Raw genomic sequence first — 18,159 nt, 5'->3', positions numbered from 1 at the left:
AAGATATTAATTTTAAATTAATATTCAAATCTATTTTTCCAGGATCGATTCGATGGCTGAAATTTTCTGAACTTTTTCTTTCAGTTCATTATCCTTCTCTTCGTTGGAAATCTTCTGCTCCGATTTGTCAAAATTATCGTTAAAGAACGGAAGGCTAAAGGTATCAATGATATTTCCTCCGTGTAAAGGAAATCTTTTCTCTGCTGCCTCCAAAACACCCAGTCCTCCCCGCGCTCCCGGTGCTGTAGCCATCAATAGCATCGGTACTTCGTTCCAAACGGCTCTTGGCTTTATTCTTGAAGTCCAGTCGAACACGTTTTTAAATGCTGCGGAATAGGTTCCGTTGTGCTCAGAAAGGGCAACCAAAAGCACATCTGCGCTGTCGATTTTTGATGCAAAATCCTGGGCCTGCTGCGGGATTCCGCTTTCCACTTCCCTCTGGTGTTTGTAAATCGGCATTTCAAAATCATTCATATCAACGATTTCCACTTCTGCGTTCTCGAATAAGGTCGTGGCATAGGTTACGAGCTGTCTGTTGATGGATACATCAGAATTACTTCCTGCTACTGCTAAAATTTTCATTGTTGTATTATCTGTTTAAAGTAAAGTTATTTTGTATTGTTGATGCAAAGGTCGTGAAGATTTTTATATTTTTTATACCATAAACCGAAAATCCGACGTAGTTAAATGTTCCAAAAGATTTTAAACTTTAGTTATTTCAAGTTTAATCGGAGCTTCTAAAAAGCACACTTAGGACTTTTAAAAAATCTTTGATTTTATTTTTTGATGAACTTTTAATCTGGTTTCAGATTTATTATTATACGATTCAAGTAAATTTTCTGCCTTTTGTCTTTTAATATATTTATCTTAAATAGGCTGGTAATTCCATCGGAACTTCCATTAAAAGGACTTCGGTATCTTCAGCTGCTTCTATATTAAAACTCTGGGTATCCCAGATTCCCATTCCGTCTCTTTCACTTAAGATCCGGTCCCCGATTCTGGCACTTCCTTTTAATACAAAGGCATAAACTCCGTTTCCTTTTTTTATTGAGCATATAATTTTTGCCGTTTCCTTTGGTAAAGTTGGCTAAATTAAACCAGGCATCCTGATGAATCCAGACCCCGTCGTCATTTTTATCCGGGGATAAAATCTGTTGGAATCCATTGATCTTCTGGCCTTCTTTAATACTCTTCTGGTCATATCTCGGTTCTACATTTTCTTCTTTGGGAAAAACCCATATCTGTAAGAATTTTACGGCTTCATCTTTGTTTTTGTTGTATTCACTATGCATTACTCCCGTTCCTGCGCTCATTACCTGGATTTCTCCTTTTTTGATAACGGCAGTGGTTCCCATCGAATCTTTATGTTCGAGATCGCCTTCCAAAGGGATGGAGATAATTTCCATATTTTTGTGAGGGTGTGTTCCGAATCCCATTCCCTGGGAAACGGTATCGTCATTCAATACTCTTAAAACCCCGAAATGCGTTCTTTCCTGATTCTGATAGTTGGCAAAACTGAAGGTATGATAACTGTCTAACCAACCGTGATTGGCGTGACCTCTTGTATCGGCTTTATGATATACTGTTTTCATATTGATGATTTATGGTACAAATGTACGGACTGTGGTGGTGCCAAATGTTGATGTAAGGTAAGAAAGGACGGAACTTAAGTTTTGAATTAAAACGAACCAATTTTCATAACCGTGACTTTATTTTCTTTCGCAGGTTTTTATCGTACAAGAAGCCATACCGAAGCCGCAATACCGGCATACGCTACAACGGTAATGATATCAGCGATGGGTTGTGAGAAGCGTTTTTCAGCAATTTTCTCAGCATTGATCTGATTTTTATGGAATTTCAGAATTTTTTCAGGGTGATGAACCGGGTGTGCCACCAGGCTGTCACTCTCCCACTTGTCAACGATTACTTTATAAGTCTTTCCATCAACCTGTATTTTCACATTTTTATTAGGCGCAAGTTTCTCCTGAACATTGACAGGAACAGGAACGGGCTGTGAACCCGTATTTTGGGAATTACCATTTTCTGCTTTCACCGGATTATTAGCTACGACTGCATTCTTATTGGGTCCTGATGGATTGTTGACTGCTGTATCCACAGGTTTCGGTTTTTTAACCTGATAGGTATAGCAACTTACCATGGAAAATGATATGATGATAAGATAAAGATTCTTTCGCATGAGCCAAATTTAAGAATTAAACGGAAAATTCTGCATTTTCTTTTGAAAGATCGTGTTTTTTAAAATTCATTCCTGTTTAAGACCGCCCATATTTGTTTTTATTCTGATGTTTTCTCTTTGAATTATCTTCCCTGTATTCAACTGAACCCTGTTTTCGATATGTTTGTCTGTCTTGTTTAATAAGAGTTTATCATTTGTTTAAAATAAACATTGTAAGGTATAAAAAAAACGAACCGAAGTTCGTTTTATACTATTGAAATTTATTTTAAAAATGGACCTGCCGGATTTCTTCTTCAATTTCTTTTGGTGTTTCCTCATCTGATTTAATGAAAATCAACGTTAAAACCGCTCCTAAAAGCATGCAGACTCCACCGACCACAACGTAATCGATGGCCTGTTTTCCGAAAATCCCACTCACGATAGGCCCGCCGAAAATACCGTTGATGATTTGGGGAATAACAATAAAAAAGTTGAAAATTCCCATATACACACCCATTTTCTTTTGAGGAATGACTTCGATAAGCATGGCGTAAGGCATGGCTAAAATACTGGCCCAGGCGAATCCTAATCCGATCATTGAAATCCAGAGAAAGTTTATATCTTTAATAAAATACATAGAGATCAATCCTACACCGCCAAAGGCTAAGGCCAAAGCATGAGTCTGCTTTTTTCCGATCCATTTGGCAATCGGGGTCAATAAGAATGCAAAAGGAATGGCCCAGAGATTATACATACCGAATAAATTCCCGGTTAAATCCCCGGCATCATTGAATGCTTTTGAATGGGTATCGTCCGGTGAGAGCCCGAAATGATGAGTGGCCAGCGCACTTGTTGTAAACACCCACATCGTAAACAGGGCAAACCATGAGAAAAACTGTACTGCTCCCAGTCTTTTCATCTGGGAAGGGATATTTGAAAAATCTTTAAAAATATCCGTCAGTTTTGAAGGCTGTTCCACCACTTCTTTTCCGCCCTCAAATTCTGCGAACTCCTGAGGGGAATATTCTTTCGTAGTAAATATGGTGTAAAGTATCGTCAATAACAGGAAACCTGCCCCTACATAAAACGAGTAGATCACATTATCGGCTACAAAGCCTGGCTGAGCTTCGTTTGAAATCCCCAGTTTTGTTAACCAGTCCGGTAAATACGAACCGATCACTGCGCCAATTCCTATTAAAATCGTCTGCACGGAAAACCCGATGGTGCCCTGATGTTTTGGCAGCATATCTCCCACCAGTGCCCGGAACGGTTCCATAGCCACATTGATGGAGGCATCCATCATCGCCAGGAAAATGACGGCCAGTAATAATACATTCGCTGCCATCATCTGGGTTGCCGAAGCCGCATTCGGAAGCATCACCAGACCGATGGCGCATAGAACGGCCCCAATCAAAAAGTAAGGTTTCCGCCGTCCCAGCGGGCTCCAGGTATTGTCGCCCATGTGTCCGATGATGGGTTGAACAATCAACCCTGTAACCGGAGCGACCAGCCAAAACCATGATAACTCATGCACATCGGCCCCGAAATTGGCCAGAATTCTGCTTGCATTTCCATTCTGCAGACCGAATGCCATCTGAATTCCCAAAAACCCCATACTCATATTGATAATTTGAGCCATGGACAAATCGGGTTTCTTTTTCTTCCTGAGATATCCATTCCGTATCTCCTCCCTGTCATCTCTGCCATTATTTTTTCAGTTTTAGGATTAATGCCTCTTCAATCGGGGTCTTTTCCGCCACCACCTGATCTACCACCTCATTCGGAACCGTCATAGAAAGCACGTACTGCTTTACTTTCCAGGATCCGTTGATTTTTTCAACCACTCCTGAACCACGGCAGATTTTCATCTGCGTATCCAGCAATTCATCAAACCAGGCGAGTTTTCCGTCTTTGCTGAAATAAATATTTCTTTTTAAAGACGTAAAATTCCAGGTGCTCTTTTTGTCAAAATAAGGTTTTGCCCAGGCCATAAATGCTTTTTTATCCCAGACTTCGGTGGCATCCGTTCCGATAAATGTCGATTCATCAGCAAAATAATTGAAATACGTTGTATAGTCTGCTTTTGCTGCGGCAACATTAAAGCCATCCAGCATGGTGCCGATTTCCTTTTTGTCTATGTCAGATTTTGTCTGGGCCGTGACGGCTGTAAAACTCATGACCCATAAGATGAAGGTAAAGAATATTGTTGTTTTTTTCATATTGAAATTATTTTTTCAAATAAAACCTGACAGGTTTCAGAAACCTGTCAGGTTTGAGATTATTATTTTATTTTTTTTTGAAGTAAAGGTTCCAGGTAATTTAACTTGTTCTTTCCGATTACTTCAATTCAATAACCATTGATGTTTTCGCGGGGATGGTTAAGGTATTCTGCAATGAAAATTGTTGATCCGAAATGACGTCTGTTCCTTTTGAAAATCCCTTTAAAGATTCTGCAAAATGTTTTAGATCTAAAACCTGTTCTTTCTCATTATTATTCAGAACGACCATGACACTTTCTTTTTCATTGTATCTAAAATACACAAAAACATCATTCTGCGGAACGAAATTTTTAGTTTTCCCGGTGTGGATGACCTCTTTGCCTTTTCTCCAGGTCAGCAGTTTCTGTGTAAACTGATGAAAGTCCTTCTGCTCAGGAGTCTGGCCGGATGTCTGGAAGGCATTTTTACGGTCAGATTTCCAGCCGCCCGGAAAATCTCTGCGGATATCTGCATCTCCTCCTTTATTTTTGTCGCCACGCATCCCGATTTCTGAGCCATAGTAGATCTGCGGAATTCCCCTAACGGTTGAAATCAGGGTAAGTCCCAGCTTATAAGCTTTCGGATCACCGTTAAAAATCTCGTTCCATCTTTCGGTGTCGTGATTTTCGAAGAAAACCATCACATTATTGATGTCAGGATACAGAAAATCACTGGACAGACTGTTGTAAATACGGTTCATTCCGGTATCCCAGCCCTCTTTTTCTTTCAATGCCTTCGGCATATCCCCGTACAGCATAAAATCCATGACTGACGGCAGGTTGGAATTATAATTCGCTGCTTCTCCTGTTTTTGAATCCTTCTGCCATGCCGAAATGTGTCCGGCTGTATTTAACCAGGTTTCTCCGACAATATTGAATTTCGGGTATTCATCGGTAATTGCTTTGGCCCATTTTGCCATGGCTTCTTTATCGTTGTAAGGATAGGTATCGACCCGGAACCCTCCCAATTCGGCATATTCGATCCACCAGATGGCATTCTGGGTTAAATATTTTAAAACCAACGGATTTTTTTGATTGATATCAGGCATTGTGGTATCAAACCAGCCGTCCAACGCTACTTTCCGGTCAATTTCAGAAGCATTGGGATCAAACTGAGTGGTCGTTTTATAGTTTGACCGTTTAAAACCGTTTTCACCGTCATTAAACCGGTGAATCCAGTCTTTTGTCGGCAGATCTTTGATCATCCAGTGTGAAATTCCCCAGTGATTGGTGACATAATCCATCACCAGTTTCATATTTCTCCTGTTCAATTTTTGGGAAAGCTCCCTGTATTCTTCATTGGTTCCGTATCGGGCATCTATTTTGTATAAATCGGTCTGCGCATATCCGTGATAGGAATATACTTTTTCGTTATCTTCATTTACCGGGGTAAGCCATACTGCCGTTGCCCCTAAATCCTGAATATAATCAAGATGATTGATAATTCCGCGCAAATCTCCGCCATGTCGCCCATTGGGAAGGCTCCGGTTTGCTTTTTCCGTCAGTTCCGGGCTGGAATCGTTCTTTTCATCACCATTGGCAAAACGGTCCGGCATGATAAGATACATGACATCTTTTGAGGTATATGATTCTCGGTCGGCAGAATTCTGATTTCTCTGCTTTAATTCATAGGTATAAGAACCTGTATTTTTTCTGCCCTTTTTACTGTTGATTTTAAATTTCTGAACATTGATTTCATTGGTATCCACGGTGATAAAAACATAGTTCGGATTTTCCGTTTTCTGAATATCCTTCACCCGAACCCCGTCTGAAAGTTCTATTTCGCTGTTCGCAATATCTTTCCCGTAAACCATAATCTGGAGTTCGGGATTTTTCATTCCTTTCCACCAGAAAGCGGGTTCCACTTTGTCGATAGGTTTTTGCGCAAAAGCAACGACGGCGCCTGAAAGAGCGATGATGGTGTATATTTTTTTCATTTTTACTATTTTAACTTTTGTTTTAGTGCTAAGGTCACATGACATTTGCGGATTTAAGAGGGCATGGCGAATACAATTTGCTACACGAAGCTTATATACAGCTTGGCCAAATCAATTTCTAAACTATTTTTCCGAATATCCGATACAGAACAGGGTTTCGCCTTTATTTACGGGCGGAGTTCCTATTTTATATAAAATAATTCCGTTTGTACCTGAAATGATCTCCTGCTTCTTATTTCCGAATTCATCGGTAATGACGCCTAAAATCTGATTTTTCTTTACGGTATCTCCGCTTTTTAAATTACTGTAAAAGATTCCGGTTTCAGGAACACGAACGTAATCCTGCCGGTTTAAATAAACAGGCGTTTTTTTCTTATAGCGTTTTAATTTTCCTCCCTGGTAATTTCCGGAATATTCCAGCATATGGTAAACCGCAGTTTTAATGAGTTTCACATTTTCATTTTGTACGGTTCCCAGTTTTCCGGCTTCTATACTCAATGCTGTAATTCCCTGCTGAGTTGCCTGTTTAAAAGCATATTTTGCAGGCTCGGATGAGGTTAAATGATAAGGATACGAAACCAGATAACCGATTTGCGACTGTACCGACAGCTGATAAGCAAGATGAGTACTTTCAGGGGTATCTTTCCGGTCATAATAGCATACGAAAGGCAGCAGGTCTTCATTAGCGTCACCTCCGTGAATATCTAAAAAGATCGAGGAATTGGAAATAATTTCTTTGGTAAGAGCATCGGCAATCTGATCCGTGACCGTTCCGGCAGGTGATCCCGGAAAAGCAGTATTTAAATTTTTACGATCTACTGGATTTAGGAAAGGGGTTCTTTCCCGAAAAGCTTCCATATTGGCAATGGGTACGATGATTAAAGTTCCCTTTACATTTTCCGGTTTTATTTCTTTCAACAGTTCCTGAACCGCAATAACAGGTGGATATTCGTAACCATGAATTCCTGCTACGATGCTGAAGACTGGTCCTGCTTCTTTTCCTTTGATAATGGAAACCGGAAGGTGGGTCTGTTCAGAGTTATTTTTAAGATTTATAACCGTGTCTTTTCTGAATGGCCCGTTCTGTCCTATGATCTGGATGATATTTTGTGCATTGGAGCTTACGCTCATTATCATCATCAAAAATACCAGCACTGCTCTCTTCATTTTTTTCATGGAAATAAAGATAATTAAATATATTTTAAACTCAAGAAGCTCTATGTGCAATTTTATTGGCCAGCCAGCTTACATAAAATAACTGGAAACTGTGATATATCATGACCGGAAGCAGAAACAGCACCTTCCGGTCGTCGGGGATTCCTAATACCAGTAAGAAAAGACTGCCGTGAACCAGGGATTTTTTTGATCCGCAGAAAGTGAAGGTGATGATATCTTCGGTATTAAATTTCATTTTTCCGGCAAAAAACTGCAGGATATGTTAAACGGCAAAAAACAGGAAGACCACACTCAGCGCCAGGATTAAAAATACAATGGGAGGTACGGATACGAATATTTTTTCTATGAATGCTGTTGAAAAACTTTCATACACAATTAATAATATGATCAGCCTGTCGAATTCGGCGATCACCGCAGAATACTTTGTGACCCATTTTTTAAAAACGGGGTTTAAGAGTATTCCCAGTACGATAGGTAATAAGACCTTCATCAGCAATTGCTGTACAACTTCACCATGATTTCCTGATCCTGAATCCGGTTCAAGGAAAAAGCTCATCAGGAGTGGTGTCATCACAATACCGATTAATCCTGAAATCGAGGCATTAAAAATAGCTGAAGTTACATTTCCTCTGGCAATGGACACCATCACTACGGATGATGAAACCGTGGATGGCAGACACGCGAGAAAAAATATCGAAAGCCAGACATTCTCATATTGCGAACCGTTTACCAAAGGGTAAAACAGCAGGACAAGCAGTGGAAAGAGGATAAAAGTTCCGGACTGAATCAGGAGATGTAATTTCCAGTTGGAAATATCTTTTATGACTTCTTTCAGATTCAGTTTAAGTCCGTACAGCAAGAAAATCCCGGCGATACCCCAGTCTATAAAAGCAGAAAGGTTGAAATACCGGTTGTAGGATTCATGAAACGGGACCAGTTTTGCCATCAAGACCATTACGATTAACAGAAGAAGAAAGAGATTCTGCTTGTTAAAAATTTTAGTCAACATCATCATTAAATAAGAATAAAATATTTATAAATAAAAAAATCCTTAAAGGTACGAAGGCTTTAAGGATGATAAAGTTAAGGAATATTTATTTTACCGCTTCTTTACTGCTTTTCAATATAGGCATCATTAAAGAGTTTATTGGGCTTCAGATAAATGACATTATGCTGAAAATCAAGAAAGATATTAAATCTCTTCAAAATTTCGTTGCCCAGGATATTCATTTTTTTATCTTTTACCGGTCTGCTTTCAGAAAGAACCTGGGAAGGAATGTTTTTAAGATGATATTTTCCGAGGCTCAGGGATTCCAGATTCGCTGTGATAACGGGGATTTCATTCCCCTGTCCTCCCTTCATCACTACTTTTTTTATTATTTTCATCTGATCGGCCGGAAATTGCTGCTCCTTCAGCAGAGGACCATCCAGCATTACGGTTCTCTGGTATCCTGTATCGAACAGAAACCAGTCTTTCAGCGTTTTTCTCCCCTGTTTTATGGTTGTTTCAACGAAGAACAGTTGATCAAAATAGATGATATCCAACGGCTGATATGCCTTATCTTTTTTTACAAATTCGGGAAGTTCAGAATGTACCACCATTATTCCTTTGTCATAATTCAGTTCTACTACCATTCCGTCAAACAGGTCCCAGCCAAATCTCCCATCGGTGCCATGTCCCGATAGCTCAACCTGATAGATTCTGAAGCCATCGTATTTTTTGTTTCCGATAGACAGGACATTGACTCTTCCTTTGAGCTGTTCTTTGATTTTATCTTTGAGCGTTTCCCGGGTCAGGGAAAGGTTATTGCTTCCGGTATCAAAATTAAGAACCAGAGAATCTGTTTTATTGAGCAGCGTTTTTACAAACATGGTATTCTGCTCATTGATTCCGAGACGAATGCTGTCGTGAAAAGCAGGACGTACCGTACTGAAATTTTTGGGAACGGCGCTTTCGATTCGTGTAAGGCATGAATCTTTATCTTTAAGAAGAATGATAAAATCTTTTTTCTCGCCTTGTTTCACCGTAATTCTGATGGAGTCGATATCTGTTTTTATCTTTACCGTTCTGGAGCCTTTGCTTATTTTGGTGACGGTGTATACATCTGGTTTTACAGAAGGATCGATATTCCAGTCGGTTTTCAGCCCGGTATCTTCTTCCAGAATGATGGCTTTGGATGAATTAGCTTTTACGACAGGAAGTTTTTTCTGAGCCATAATCTGAAGGTACGAAATCGTTAAGAGTAAAAAAGCTAAAGTATATTTCATGTGAAAAAAAGTAGATTAAATTAAAAACTTACCGAGATAGATCATGACGATATCCAGGGATGTACTTCCAAGCGTAGACCCGTCATGAAAACAGTTATCGGTAGGCGCAATATAAAAATGATGAGGTTTATGCTCTATTTTCAGCATAGGATAATCCGGAAACAGCTTCATAAAATACGAAGTAATGTTTTTATTATTTACGTCATTTTCTTTCAGGTCTATTTCTCTTTTAATCATATGATATGCCTGCCGCATCGAGAGATTCGTTACGAGTAAATAGCGCGACTCCTTTCCTAAATTAAATGTTATTCTGTTTCCGAATCTATGAGCGGTATGCAGGGTCATATTTTTTGAGCTGTCCTTATGAACTCCTATAAATTGAAGATCAGCGATAGATTGTCCTTCGGACAGTGTTCTTCTGTTCAGGGATACGATTTCGCTGTTGGCATAGTTGGTGGCAAGACTCATAAACCGGAACGGGGCAAGAGAAATCTGCTGCAAAAACTCATTGATATGGATATTGATCTGGTCTACGAGTTCTTTATTCTGTCTGAATTTACCAAAGACTTCTTCTTCGGAAGTTGCTGTCCCAAGATCCAGTTCAGTAAAAAGACGACGGATATTTTCAGGCAGTTCTCCTGTAAATACGGAATTGTAGTCTTTTTTGTTCTTATGATCACCCTTAATGATTTTATATTCTTGCGGATCGGGTGTACGCCAGTCGCGTTTGGGCAGATGGGCTTCGGGTTCATACTGCTGCAGAAACCTTTCACCTCTGAAAATAAATTCGTTGGGCTCCTGCTGGCTATGATGAATAACTCCTGAATTAATCTGCAGGGTTCCGCCGTTGTGATCTGAGTATATTTTAATTCCTGGTTTTAGTTTTTTCATGGGATTCAGTATTTATCAAATACTCCGACATAGACCATGGTGACGTCAAAGCCTTTATTCCCGAGCGTTGTACCGTCATGGATGAAATTGTCCGTAGGAGCAATATAGTATTGGTAAGGTTTTATTTCCAGCTTCAGCACGGGATATCCGGGATAATGATTAAAAAACTGTTCAACAATATTGTCAGACGTTATTTTCTCCGCATATTTTTTCTGCACTTCCCCATAGATCTGCCGTAGTGTTAAATTAATAAAATACAGATAGCGTGATTCCGTGCTTATATTGATTGAAATTCTGTTCCCCGACTTATAAGCAGTATGAGGAGTGAAAAAGCTGCTTTTATCAATATGCAGTCCTGTATATTTAAATTTGTTCTGACCCAAATGATGGAAGGTCGTACTCTGCATATCGGGGAGAGATCTGGCGATGCGGTGAAACTTATAATTTCTCTGTAAAGATTTCTCATCCAGAAAAACATTGGTTAATTCATTAATCTGTTTTGTGAGTGTTTCATTTTCCTGAAATTTCTTTGGGACGTCAAAAAGAGATTCACAGTCATTGAGATTTAATTTTTCAAATAGATCCTTCAACTGTTCCGGAATAGCACCCACGCCCAGTGTGTTAAATATTTTACTGCCGGCATCTGCCGTAGAAATTTTTCTGTATTCCGAATCCGTAAGACCACGCCAATCCATCGTAGGCAGATAGGCATTGCTGTAATATTCGATTTCAGAATTGGAATTGGTAACAGGACCTACTCCCGAATTAATGCTAATCTGATCTTTAATGTCCTGAATACCGCAGGGATATACTTTGATTCCTTTTTTTAAACTCATGCTAAACTGTAGGCTAATAGTTTATCTTTAATATTTTTCTGAACGGAAACCGCTCTTGTATTTTCAAGCTCTTCTACAATTTCGTGATAAGAAACCCTGGTAAGATCCATTTCTTCGCAAACCTCTTCAGGAAGACTGTTTATCAGGTCATTCTGGATATAGCTTACCAGTTTTATCATATCGTGACAGTAGATGGTAGGATTATCAAACCCATTCTCGTTCGAATACCTGTTCAGAAGAAAGCCACCTCCACATATGTCATAAATGGGACAGTTAAGGCATTTTTCGTTAACCATCTGGTGGGAATTGATGTATATATCAAACAATGGATCTTCCAGTACAGCGTCGATCTCGTGGGTATGGATGTTAATGTCATTTCTTGTAATCCCCTCATAACAGGCTCTTATAGAATCTGCCACTTCCAGATTCCCATTGGTCTCAAGGATGGCCACCCCATTCTTTTTCAGTCCGAGCACCTGATCTCCCACTTCTTCACCTGCGATAAGCTGAATTAATGTTTTGAAGAACCTCATATTCGGCCGGTCCGGATCACTTTTCCAGATGGCAAAAAGTTCGATCAGCCAATCGGCATAGGGTGTATAATCGCTGGTATTAACTTTTTCCCTGATGATACCATCCGGCAGTTTGTCGAAATGCCCATCGGGAAGCAAAAGATTAAAACTCAGAATATTGAGGTCTTTAAATTCCTGGTACAGCTCCTTCGGGCTGATATTCAGGTTGGCAACGGATAACACGCCGTGCATCCCTTTATCCAAACCGAGCTGTATGGCAGTCCGAACCTCATCGTAAGATCCCTTCCCGTTATGAAAAACACGGTATTTATCGTGATATTCTTTAGGTCCGTCTATGCTGACACCGACCCGGATGCTTAATTCATTAAACAGATGGTACCATTCTTCATCCAGACCTACACCATTGGTCTGAAGCACAAAATCAAAATAGGAATCGCTGAGTTTTTCTCTGAATATTTTTATGCTTTCCCTATAAAATTCTTTGGGATATAATAAGGGCTCACCGCCATGAAAAACAATCTGGAAGGATTTCAGGCCATATTGATCACTGTAGCGTGACAGTTTTTCTGCGAACGTTGTCATCGTATCAAGCGACATGAATTTGGGTTGTTTGAGATATGTTTTATCTCCCAGATTATACATGTAACAATACGAACAGTTGAGGTTGCATCTGCTTGCAACCTTCAGAACAAAAGAAGTAACCATATCTCTATAAATAAATAAAGTTCTTCGCTATTTTACCAGCGAAGAACTAAAGTTTTAAAAATCAGTAAATTAAGCTCTTAAAAATGTATCATGCCTGTCATAAGCAGCTGATGCACCTGAAATGGCTACGACATCACAGCTTCCTCCCGGAGGCGCTATGATTACTCCACCACCTCCTCCTGTTCCGGGAACAAGGCCTAAATTGTTGATTCCTCCGAAAATGGATTTGTAAAGATCTACATTTTCATTTTCCGAGTTCTGGATTGATTTTTTTAGAATTTCTTTTTGTTCAAGATTACTCGTGATTTTAAATTTCTTTTTCATAAAAGATGAGTTAAAGGGTTATTAATTTACTTATCTCACCAAATATAGAAAATTAAATTCACACTAAAAAACATTTTTTATTAAAAATTTAATTATTAACTTTCTTGATCGTTACAGCAAAACCACCACTTCTTACCATTTTGAAATTGATTTTCGATTTGCTTGTAATCTGCTTTTTGTAGATGTTATAGCTTTGCGGATTGTTGATATAATCTGCATCTTTACCGTCTTCATAGATGGTTGCTTCATATTTCTGACCTTTATCCAGGAATGAAAAATCTACGGTATATTCACGTTTATTTTCATCGGTAATCCCTCCAACGAACCAGGTATCTGTACCTTTTGCTTTTCTTGCCGTGATGACATAATCTCCCGGTTCTGCCGATAAAATTTTCGTATCGTCCCAATCGGCTGCTACATCCTTGATAAACTGGAAAGCATCCATATGCTTTTTATAGTTTTCCGGTAAATCGGCTGCCATCTGAAGGGGCATATACATTGTAACATAAAGTGCGAGCTGTTTTGCAAGGGTAGTTTTCACAAAACGCGTATCTCCCGGGAAGTAGTAATCCAGTTTTGTCTGGAAGATCCCCGGTGTATAGTCCATCGAACCTCCCATCCATCTGGTAAACGGAAGAATGGTCTGGTGATCGGGATTGTTTCCTCCGAACGCTTCGTATTCTGTTCCACGGGCCGCCTCTGCTGAAATATAATTCGGGTAGGTACGGCTTTCTCCTGTAGGACGAACCGATTCGTGAGAATTAATCATAATTTTGTACTCGTTCGCCTTTTCTGCGATTCTGTAGAAGTGATTGATAGTCCACTGCGAATAATGGTGCTCCCCTCTTGGGATGATGTCCCCTACATATCCTGTTTTTACAGCATCATAGCCGTATTTATTCATCAGCTGGAATGCTTTGTCTGCCCATCTTTCGTAGTTCGTTGCGGAACCGGAAGTTTCGTGGTGCATGATCAGTTTGATTCCTTTTGAATGCGCATATTCATTTAACATTTTGATATCGAAATCCGGATACGGCGTGATAAAGTCGAAAACAAATTCTTTAGAATGACCGAACCAGTCTTCCCAACCGACGTTCCAGCCTTCGATCAGTAATCCCTGAAATCCGTTCTCTGCTGCAAAATCTATATATTCCTTAACTTTGGTATTGTTGGCCGCATGTTTTCCGTTGGGTGTAAGTTTTGCAAAATCAGTCTGTCCGAGACGAACATTGGATTCCGGCTGTCCGTAAGCCCACTGGGATTTCCCGATGATCATTTCCCACCATACGCCCATATATTTCGTCGGGTGAATGTAAGAAGTATCTGTATACTTCGTAGGCTCATTAAGATTGAAAATCATTTTCGAATCCATTACCTCTTCCGCTTTGGGTGCCACAATAATAGTTCTCCAAGGCGTTACAGAAGGCGTCTGGATATAACCTTTCGCTCCCTGTCTGTCTGCTGTAAGATGGGTTTTCAGCTTAAAGTTCTGAGCATCCACCTCCAGGTGGGAAGCCGGATAATCTAAAACAGCAGCTTCTGCAACATTAATATATAATGGTTCTTTTCCTTCTTTTTTAAGCATTAAAGGGGACTGAACGGCATTCTTAATTAGGGTCTGGGAAGCGTTGGCATCTGCCGCTTTCGGCCATCTTGCAGGAATTTCCGAAACTTTTGTTTCCTGATACTGGTATTCCTGAGAATCGTAATCTGCCACCATCCACCAGGCTTTCATATCGGACGGGAAATCTATTTCAGAATCTTCTTCCCTGATCACAAAATAATTCAGATTTTTCTGCTGGGGAAACTCGTATCTGAATCCAAGCCCATCGTTAAACAATCTGAATTTTACAATAATGCTTCTGTCGGTAGTTGCCTGGTTAAGGGTTACCGCCAGTTCATTATAATGATTGATATAATTTTTCTTTTCTCCCAAAACAGGCTGCCAGGATTCATTTTTAGAATCTCTTTTTTCTGCTGTTTTAGTAAATCCGCTGTTCAGATCAAATTTAGCATCTTCCGGTTTTGCAATCTCTGAAGCAAATTTTATGGAAGTATCTTTAAATAGCCTCAGTCCCAATTTGGAATCTTCGACTACCGTTTTGCCGTTATATTTAAGGTCGTAGTAAGGAATGCCGCCTTTCAACTGGAAATCCATTTCGAATTTTCCGTCCGGCGATTTTAAAGACTGTGCATTAACACCCGCAAACATCATTGAGAGCAAAACTGCTCCAACTGTAATTTTCTTCATAATGACTATTTATAAACTTTAAAAATAAAAAAAGTGCTGTTGTTAAGCAGCACTTTGCTATGTAAATTCAGATTAAATTTATATTAACTATATATTTACTTCACTAAGGATAGTACGGAATTGCAGTATACCCGCCTGTAATATCATTAAAATATACATTGTAAGTAAAAGAAGTAGTTAAAGGAATATTTCCTCCGCTCGTTGTTGCTATTCCAAAAAACTCTTCAGCTACTCCCCAGCTTGTTGTCCATGCATGATTAGCTCTGAATTTAAACTCTCCGGAATTTAATAGTACATTTTTCTTAACCCAAATATGAGGATCAAAGGTTGACTGCTGAAGATCCACATCTGTGCTCCAATCACCTGACGCCGTTCCGATCATCGAAATTGAAGTATAAGTAGCTGTAGGTGGGGTTACTGGAGCAAATGTATAAGTTAGTGTTGTGGTATTTACTGTTAATTTATAATATCCGGCTGTAGTAACGCTGATATTGCCTGATCCACTATCCGTACTTAGAATCCCTGAAGAAGATCCTAAACCGTATTGAACGGTCCATTCTCCAGGTGTTTTTATCATTTTAAATCCACCAACAGCAAAATAGCCTGTATATGAATACACCCCGGCAGTAGCTGATTTCTGTAATGGGACAAATTTTGTATTTGTTTTAAGATTATCCCATCCGGCTGATGTTGCATCGCCAATCAGATATAAATCGGTGAAATTGTATACCGGTCCTAAAAGATAAGGCGTTACAGATAAGGTAGCAACTTCTGAATAGAATGGAGCTGCTCCGATCAGGGTTTTTAATCTTACTTCAATCTCTGCAACAACATTAGAGTTTGCACCTAAACTTAAAGCAATACTGTTAAGTTGTTTATTTGTAAACGTTATAGGGGAATTGATAGCTTCAACGTTGGAAGCACCTTCAAAATTCTTTCCTTTAATTCCAAATTGTACTTGTTGCGTAAAAACTACAGGTACGTCAAATGCTGATTTACTCCACGTAACATTAAGCGCTACATCATCCGGATTGTTTTTATCCAGAATAAGAGTGGTCTTATCCGTAGAGATTTTACCTTTTGTCGTTTCTGTAATAATGGCCTGATCTTCGTCTTTTTCGCAAGAAATAACCAGAAAACTCACAAAAGCGATGATTAATATTTTAAATAAATGTTTCATTTTAGTAGTATCTTTTTGAATTAATATCCTGGATTCTGAACTAAATTAGGATTAGCTACAATATCATTAGCAGGGATCGGAAATAAACTTCTGTAATCCTCCACCGATTTACCTTCTTTCACTCCTCCTTTCCAAGGCCACAGGTACGTACCCGAAGTAAATTTACCATAACGGATCAAGTCAGTTCTCCTTGTTGCTTCCCAAGATAATTCTCTGGCTCTTTCATCTAAAAAGAAGTCTGTATTAACGGCTGTTACTGGATTGCCACCTGCTCTTGTTCTAAGAGCATTTACATATCCAATTGCTGTCGCCAAATCTCCACCTGCTCCACCTCTTGCAACAGCTTCGCCATACATAAGGTAAATATCTGCCAAACGGTATAAAGGAATATCTGCATCAACAAAATCACCTGTAGCATCAGATCCTTGTGTGCCATCTGAAAATTTAATATTTTTATACTTAATGAAAGCATATCCGTCTGTGAATGTGCTTAAATTATTAATTTCGAGATTTTGACCAGCGGTATAAAAATTCCCTCTTTTATCATTAGGCATCCCATTAAATAGATTTACGAAAGATTTTGTAGTTCTCATACCACCCCAACCTCCGTTGATACCAAATTGAGAAGCAGGCATTGATCCACCTACTGCTGCATGTACCATGAAAGTAGAACCTCCATACGTCCTTGTATGGGTACCATCATAATTTACGGACAAAATAACTTCAGGATTATTCACATTATTATCAGCCATAAATAATGAACCGTAATTAGACTTCAAAGAGTATCCGGCTGCAATTACTTTGTTACAATAGGTAATACAATCTGTATTTCTTTCTGTTCCTGTATATACTCTTGCATTAAGATAAAGTCTGGCTAACAGTGCCCAGGCTGCAGCTTTATCAGCTCTCCCATATTCATTGGATTTGGCATCTTTTAACTCATTAGCACATGCTAATAACTCACTTTCCACAAAACTGAAGAGTTCGGCTCTTGCAATTCTTGGAGGAGGGTTATTAATAATATCAGTAGTTTCTGTTACAAAAGGAACATTACCAAATAAGTCCAACGCATGATAGTAAGACTGAGCTCTCAGAAAACGTGCTTCTGCTCGCATATATTTTGCTTCCGTGAGATTAGCGTCTGTAATTCCATTGGTAGACAATTTTTCGTCAGTGGTATTTTTAATAAACTCGTTACTCACTGCTATGACGTTAAACATTCTGTAATAAATTGCTGCTATAAAGGGATTAGAAGCATTCCAGGTCATGTTATGCATTTCCGGAAGGCCGGCATCTGCCCAGGCTATAACCGCCTCATCCGTTGTCAGTACCTGCATGCTGTACATCTGGCGAAGATAGTTTGAAAACCCTCCGTCAATACCTCCAATATCAGTTCCGCCGTCACCATTATTCTGGTCACCCTGTCCTCCAATGGCAAGACCGGCATAAATCTTAGCTAATGCAGGTTTATAATTATTAAAATCTTTATAAAGTACTGTAGAAGTTAAGCCTAAGGTAGGCTCTCTTTCCAGGTCACTTGTACAAGACCCTGCTGAAATTAAAGTTCCTAATGTAATAGATCCTATAATTAGTTTTTTATATAAATATTTGTTTTTCATGATAAA

The 18,159-nt window shown here is 39.3% G+C and carries 14 protein-coding genes and 2 pseudogenes; all 16 read right to left on the bottom strand.

Annotated features, from left to right (window positions below):
* Positions 1–30: 30 nt before the first annotated feature.
* On the bottom strand, positions 31–582 hold the full coding sequence (locus ODZ84_RS21995; protein ID WP_266174618.1) for an NADPH-dependent FMN reductase: 552 nt from the start codon (positions 580–582) through the stop codon (positions 31–33).
* A gap of 280 nt (positions 583–862) precedes the next feature.
* A pseudogene (locus ODZ84_RS21990) lies at positions 863–1,592 on the bottom strand (pirin family protein).
* A gap of 137 nt (positions 1,593–1,729) precedes the next feature.
* Positions 1,730–2,197 carry a hypothetical protein gene (locus tag ODZ84_RS21985; RefSeq protein ID WP_266174616.1) on the bottom strand — a complete coding sequence of 156 codons (468 nt, stop codon included), beginning with the start codon at positions 2,195–2,197 and terminating at the stop codon, positions 1,730–1,732.
* 265 nt (positions 2,198–2,462) lie between these two features.
* The gene (locus tag ODZ84_RS21980) at positions 2,463–3,815 is read right to left on the bottom strand and encodes an MFS transporter (RefSeq protein ID WP_266174615.1); all 1,353 of its coding nucleotides are present in this window, start codon (positions 3,813–3,815) and stop codon (positions 2,463–2,465) included.
* Between the two features lie 67 nt (positions 3,816–3,882).
* A complete protein-coding gene (locus tag ODZ84_RS21975) occupies positions 3,883–4,395 on the bottom strand; it encodes a nuclear transport factor 2 family protein (RefSeq protein ID WP_266174614.1) in 513 nt (170 codons plus the stop codon).
* 118 nt (positions 4,396–4,513) lie between these two features.
* Positions 4,514–6,370: a glycoside hydrolase family 13 protein gene (locus ODZ84_RS21970; RefSeq protein WP_266174613.1), complete on the bottom strand. Its 1,857-nt coding sequence runs from the start codon at positions 6,368–6,370 to the stop codon at positions 4,514–4,516.
* Positions 6,371–6,493: 123 nt separating this feature from the next.
* Positions 6,494–7,537: a succinylglutamate desuccinylase/aspartoacylase family protein gene (locus ODZ84_RS21965; RefSeq protein WP_266174612.1), complete on the bottom strand. Its 1,044-nt coding sequence runs from the start codon at positions 7,535–7,537 to the stop codon at positions 6,494–6,496.
* Between the two features lie 40 nt (positions 7,538–7,577).
* A pseudogene (locus ODZ84_RS21960) lies at positions 7,578–8,561 on the bottom strand (bile acid:sodium symporter family protein).
* Between the two features lie 95 nt (positions 8,562–8,656).
* On the bottom strand, positions 8,657–9,814 hold the full coding sequence (locus ODZ84_RS21955; protein WP_266174611.1) for a pepsin/retropepsin-like aspartic protease family protein: 1,158 nt from the start codon (positions 9,812–9,814) through the stop codon (positions 8,657–8,659).
* Positions 9,815–9,829: 15 nt separating this feature from the next.
* Positions 9,830–10,705 (bottom strand): hypothetical protein, encoded by an 876-nt coding sequence (locus ODZ84_RS21950; protein ID WP_266174610.1) that lies wholly within the window; start codon positions 10,703–10,705, stop codon positions 9,830–9,832.
* A gap of 5 nt (positions 10,706–10,710) precedes the next feature.
* Positions 10,711–11,541 carry a hypothetical protein gene (locus ODZ84_RS21945; protein WP_266174607.1) on the bottom strand — a complete coding sequence of 277 codons (831 nt, stop codon included), beginning with the start codon at positions 11,539–11,541 and terminating at the stop codon, positions 10,711–10,713.
* Positions 11,538–12,779: a radical SAM protein gene (locus ODZ84_RS21940; RefSeq protein WP_266174605.1), complete on the bottom strand. Its 1,242-nt coding sequence runs from the start codon at positions 12,777–12,779 to the stop codon at positions 11,538–11,540. Before ODZ84_RS21940 ends, ODZ84_RS21945 begins: the two co-directional genes overlap by 4 nt.
* Positions 12,780–12,848: 69 nt before the next feature.
* Positions 12,849–13,103 (bottom strand): hypothetical protein, encoded by a 255-nt coding sequence (locus ODZ84_RS21935; protein ID WP_266174603.1) that lies wholly within the window; start codon positions 13,101–13,103, stop codon positions 12,849–12,851.
* Between the two features lie 88 nt (positions 13,104–13,191).
* Positions 13,192–15,354 (bottom strand): glycoside hydrolase family 97 protein, encoded by a 2,163-nt coding sequence (locus ODZ84_RS21930; RefSeq protein ID WP_266174602.1) that lies wholly within the window; start codon positions 15,352–15,354, stop codon positions 13,192–13,194.
* A gap of 103 nt (positions 15,355–15,457) precedes the next feature.
* Positions 15,458–16,534 carry a SusF/SusE family outer membrane protein gene (locus ODZ84_RS21925; RefSeq protein WP_266174600.1) on the bottom strand — a complete coding sequence of 359 codons (1,077 nt, stop codon included), beginning with the start codon at positions 16,532–16,534 and terminating at the stop codon, positions 15,458–15,460.
* 20 nt (positions 16,535–16,554) lie between these two features.
* Entirely contained in the window at positions 16,555–18,153 is a 1,599-nt protein-coding gene (locus ODZ84_RS21920; RefSeq protein WP_266174599.1) for a RagB/SusD family nutrient uptake outer membrane protein, read from the bottom strand.
* Between the last annotated feature and the right edge of the window lie 6 nt (positions 18,154–18,159).

This window comes from Chryseobacterium fluminis (assembly GCF_026314945.1).
GTDB lineage: Bacteria > Bacteroidota > Bacteroidia > Flavobacteriales > Weeksellaceae > Chryseobacterium > Chryseobacterium fluminis.
This window is presented reverse-complemented; position numbering and strand designations above follow the sequence as displayed.

What these genes read in the sequence shown, in the direction of transcription:
- ODZ84_RS21950 (WP_266174610.1), bottom strand. Translation starts at nt 10,705, where the DNA reads ATGAAAAAACTAAAACCAGGAATTAAAATATACTCAGATCACAACGGC.
- ODZ84_RS21970 (WP_266174613.1), bottom strand. Translation starts at nt 6,370, where the DNA reads ATGAAAAAAATATACACCATCATCGCTCTTTCAGGCGCCGTCGTTGCT.
- ODZ84_RS21975 (WP_266174614.1), bottom strand. Translation starts at nt 4,395, where the DNA reads ATGAAAAAAACAACAATATTCTTTACCTTCATCTTATGGGTCATGAGT.
- ODZ84_RS21930 (WP_266174602.1), bottom strand. Translation starts at nt 15,354, where the DNA reads ATGAAGAAAATTACAGTTGGAGCAGTTTTGCTCTCAATGATGTTTGCG.
- ODZ84_RS21945 (WP_266174607.1), bottom strand. Translation starts at nt 11,541, where the DNA reads ATGAGTTTAAAAAAAGGAATCAAAGTATATCCCTGCGGTATTCAGGAC.
- ODZ84_RS21965 (WP_266174612.1), bottom strand. Translation starts at nt 7,537, where the DNA reads ATGAAGAGAGCAGTGCTGGTATTTTTGATGATGATAATGAGCGTAAGC.
- ODZ84_RS21955 (WP_266174611.1), bottom strand. Translation starts at nt 9,814, where the DNA reads ATGAAATATACTTTAGCTTTTTTACTCTTAACGATTTCGTACCTTCAG.
- ODZ84_RS21940 (WP_266174605.1), bottom strand. Translation starts at nt 12,779, where the DNA reads ATGGTTACTTCTTTTGTTCTGAAGGTTGCAAGCAGATGCAACCTCAAC.
- ODZ84_RS21935 (WP_266174603.1), bottom strand. Translation starts at nt 13,103, where the DNA reads ATGAAAAAGAAATTTAAAATCACGAGTAATCTTGAACAAAAAGAAATT.
- ODZ84_RS21985 (WP_266174616.1), bottom strand. Translation starts at nt 2,197, where the DNA reads ATGCGAAAGAATCTTTATCTTATCATCATATCATTTTCCATGGTAAGT.
- ODZ84_RS21980 (WP_266174615.1), bottom strand. Translation starts at nt 3,815, where the DNA reads ATGGCTCAAATTATCAATATGAGTATGGGGTTTTTGGGAATTCAGATG.
- ODZ84_RS21925 (WP_266174600.1), bottom strand. Translation starts at nt 16,534, where the DNA reads ATGAAACATTTATTTAAAATATTAATCATCGCTTTTGTGAGTTTTCTG.
- ODZ84_RS21920 (WP_266174599.1), bottom strand. Translation starts at nt 18,153, where the DNA reads ATGAAAAACAAATATTTATATAAAAAACTAATTATAGGATCTATTACA.
- ODZ84_RS21995 (WP_266174618.1), bottom strand. Translation starts at nt 582, where the DNA reads ATGAAAATTTTAGCAGTAGCAGGAAGTAATTCTGATGTATCCATCAAC.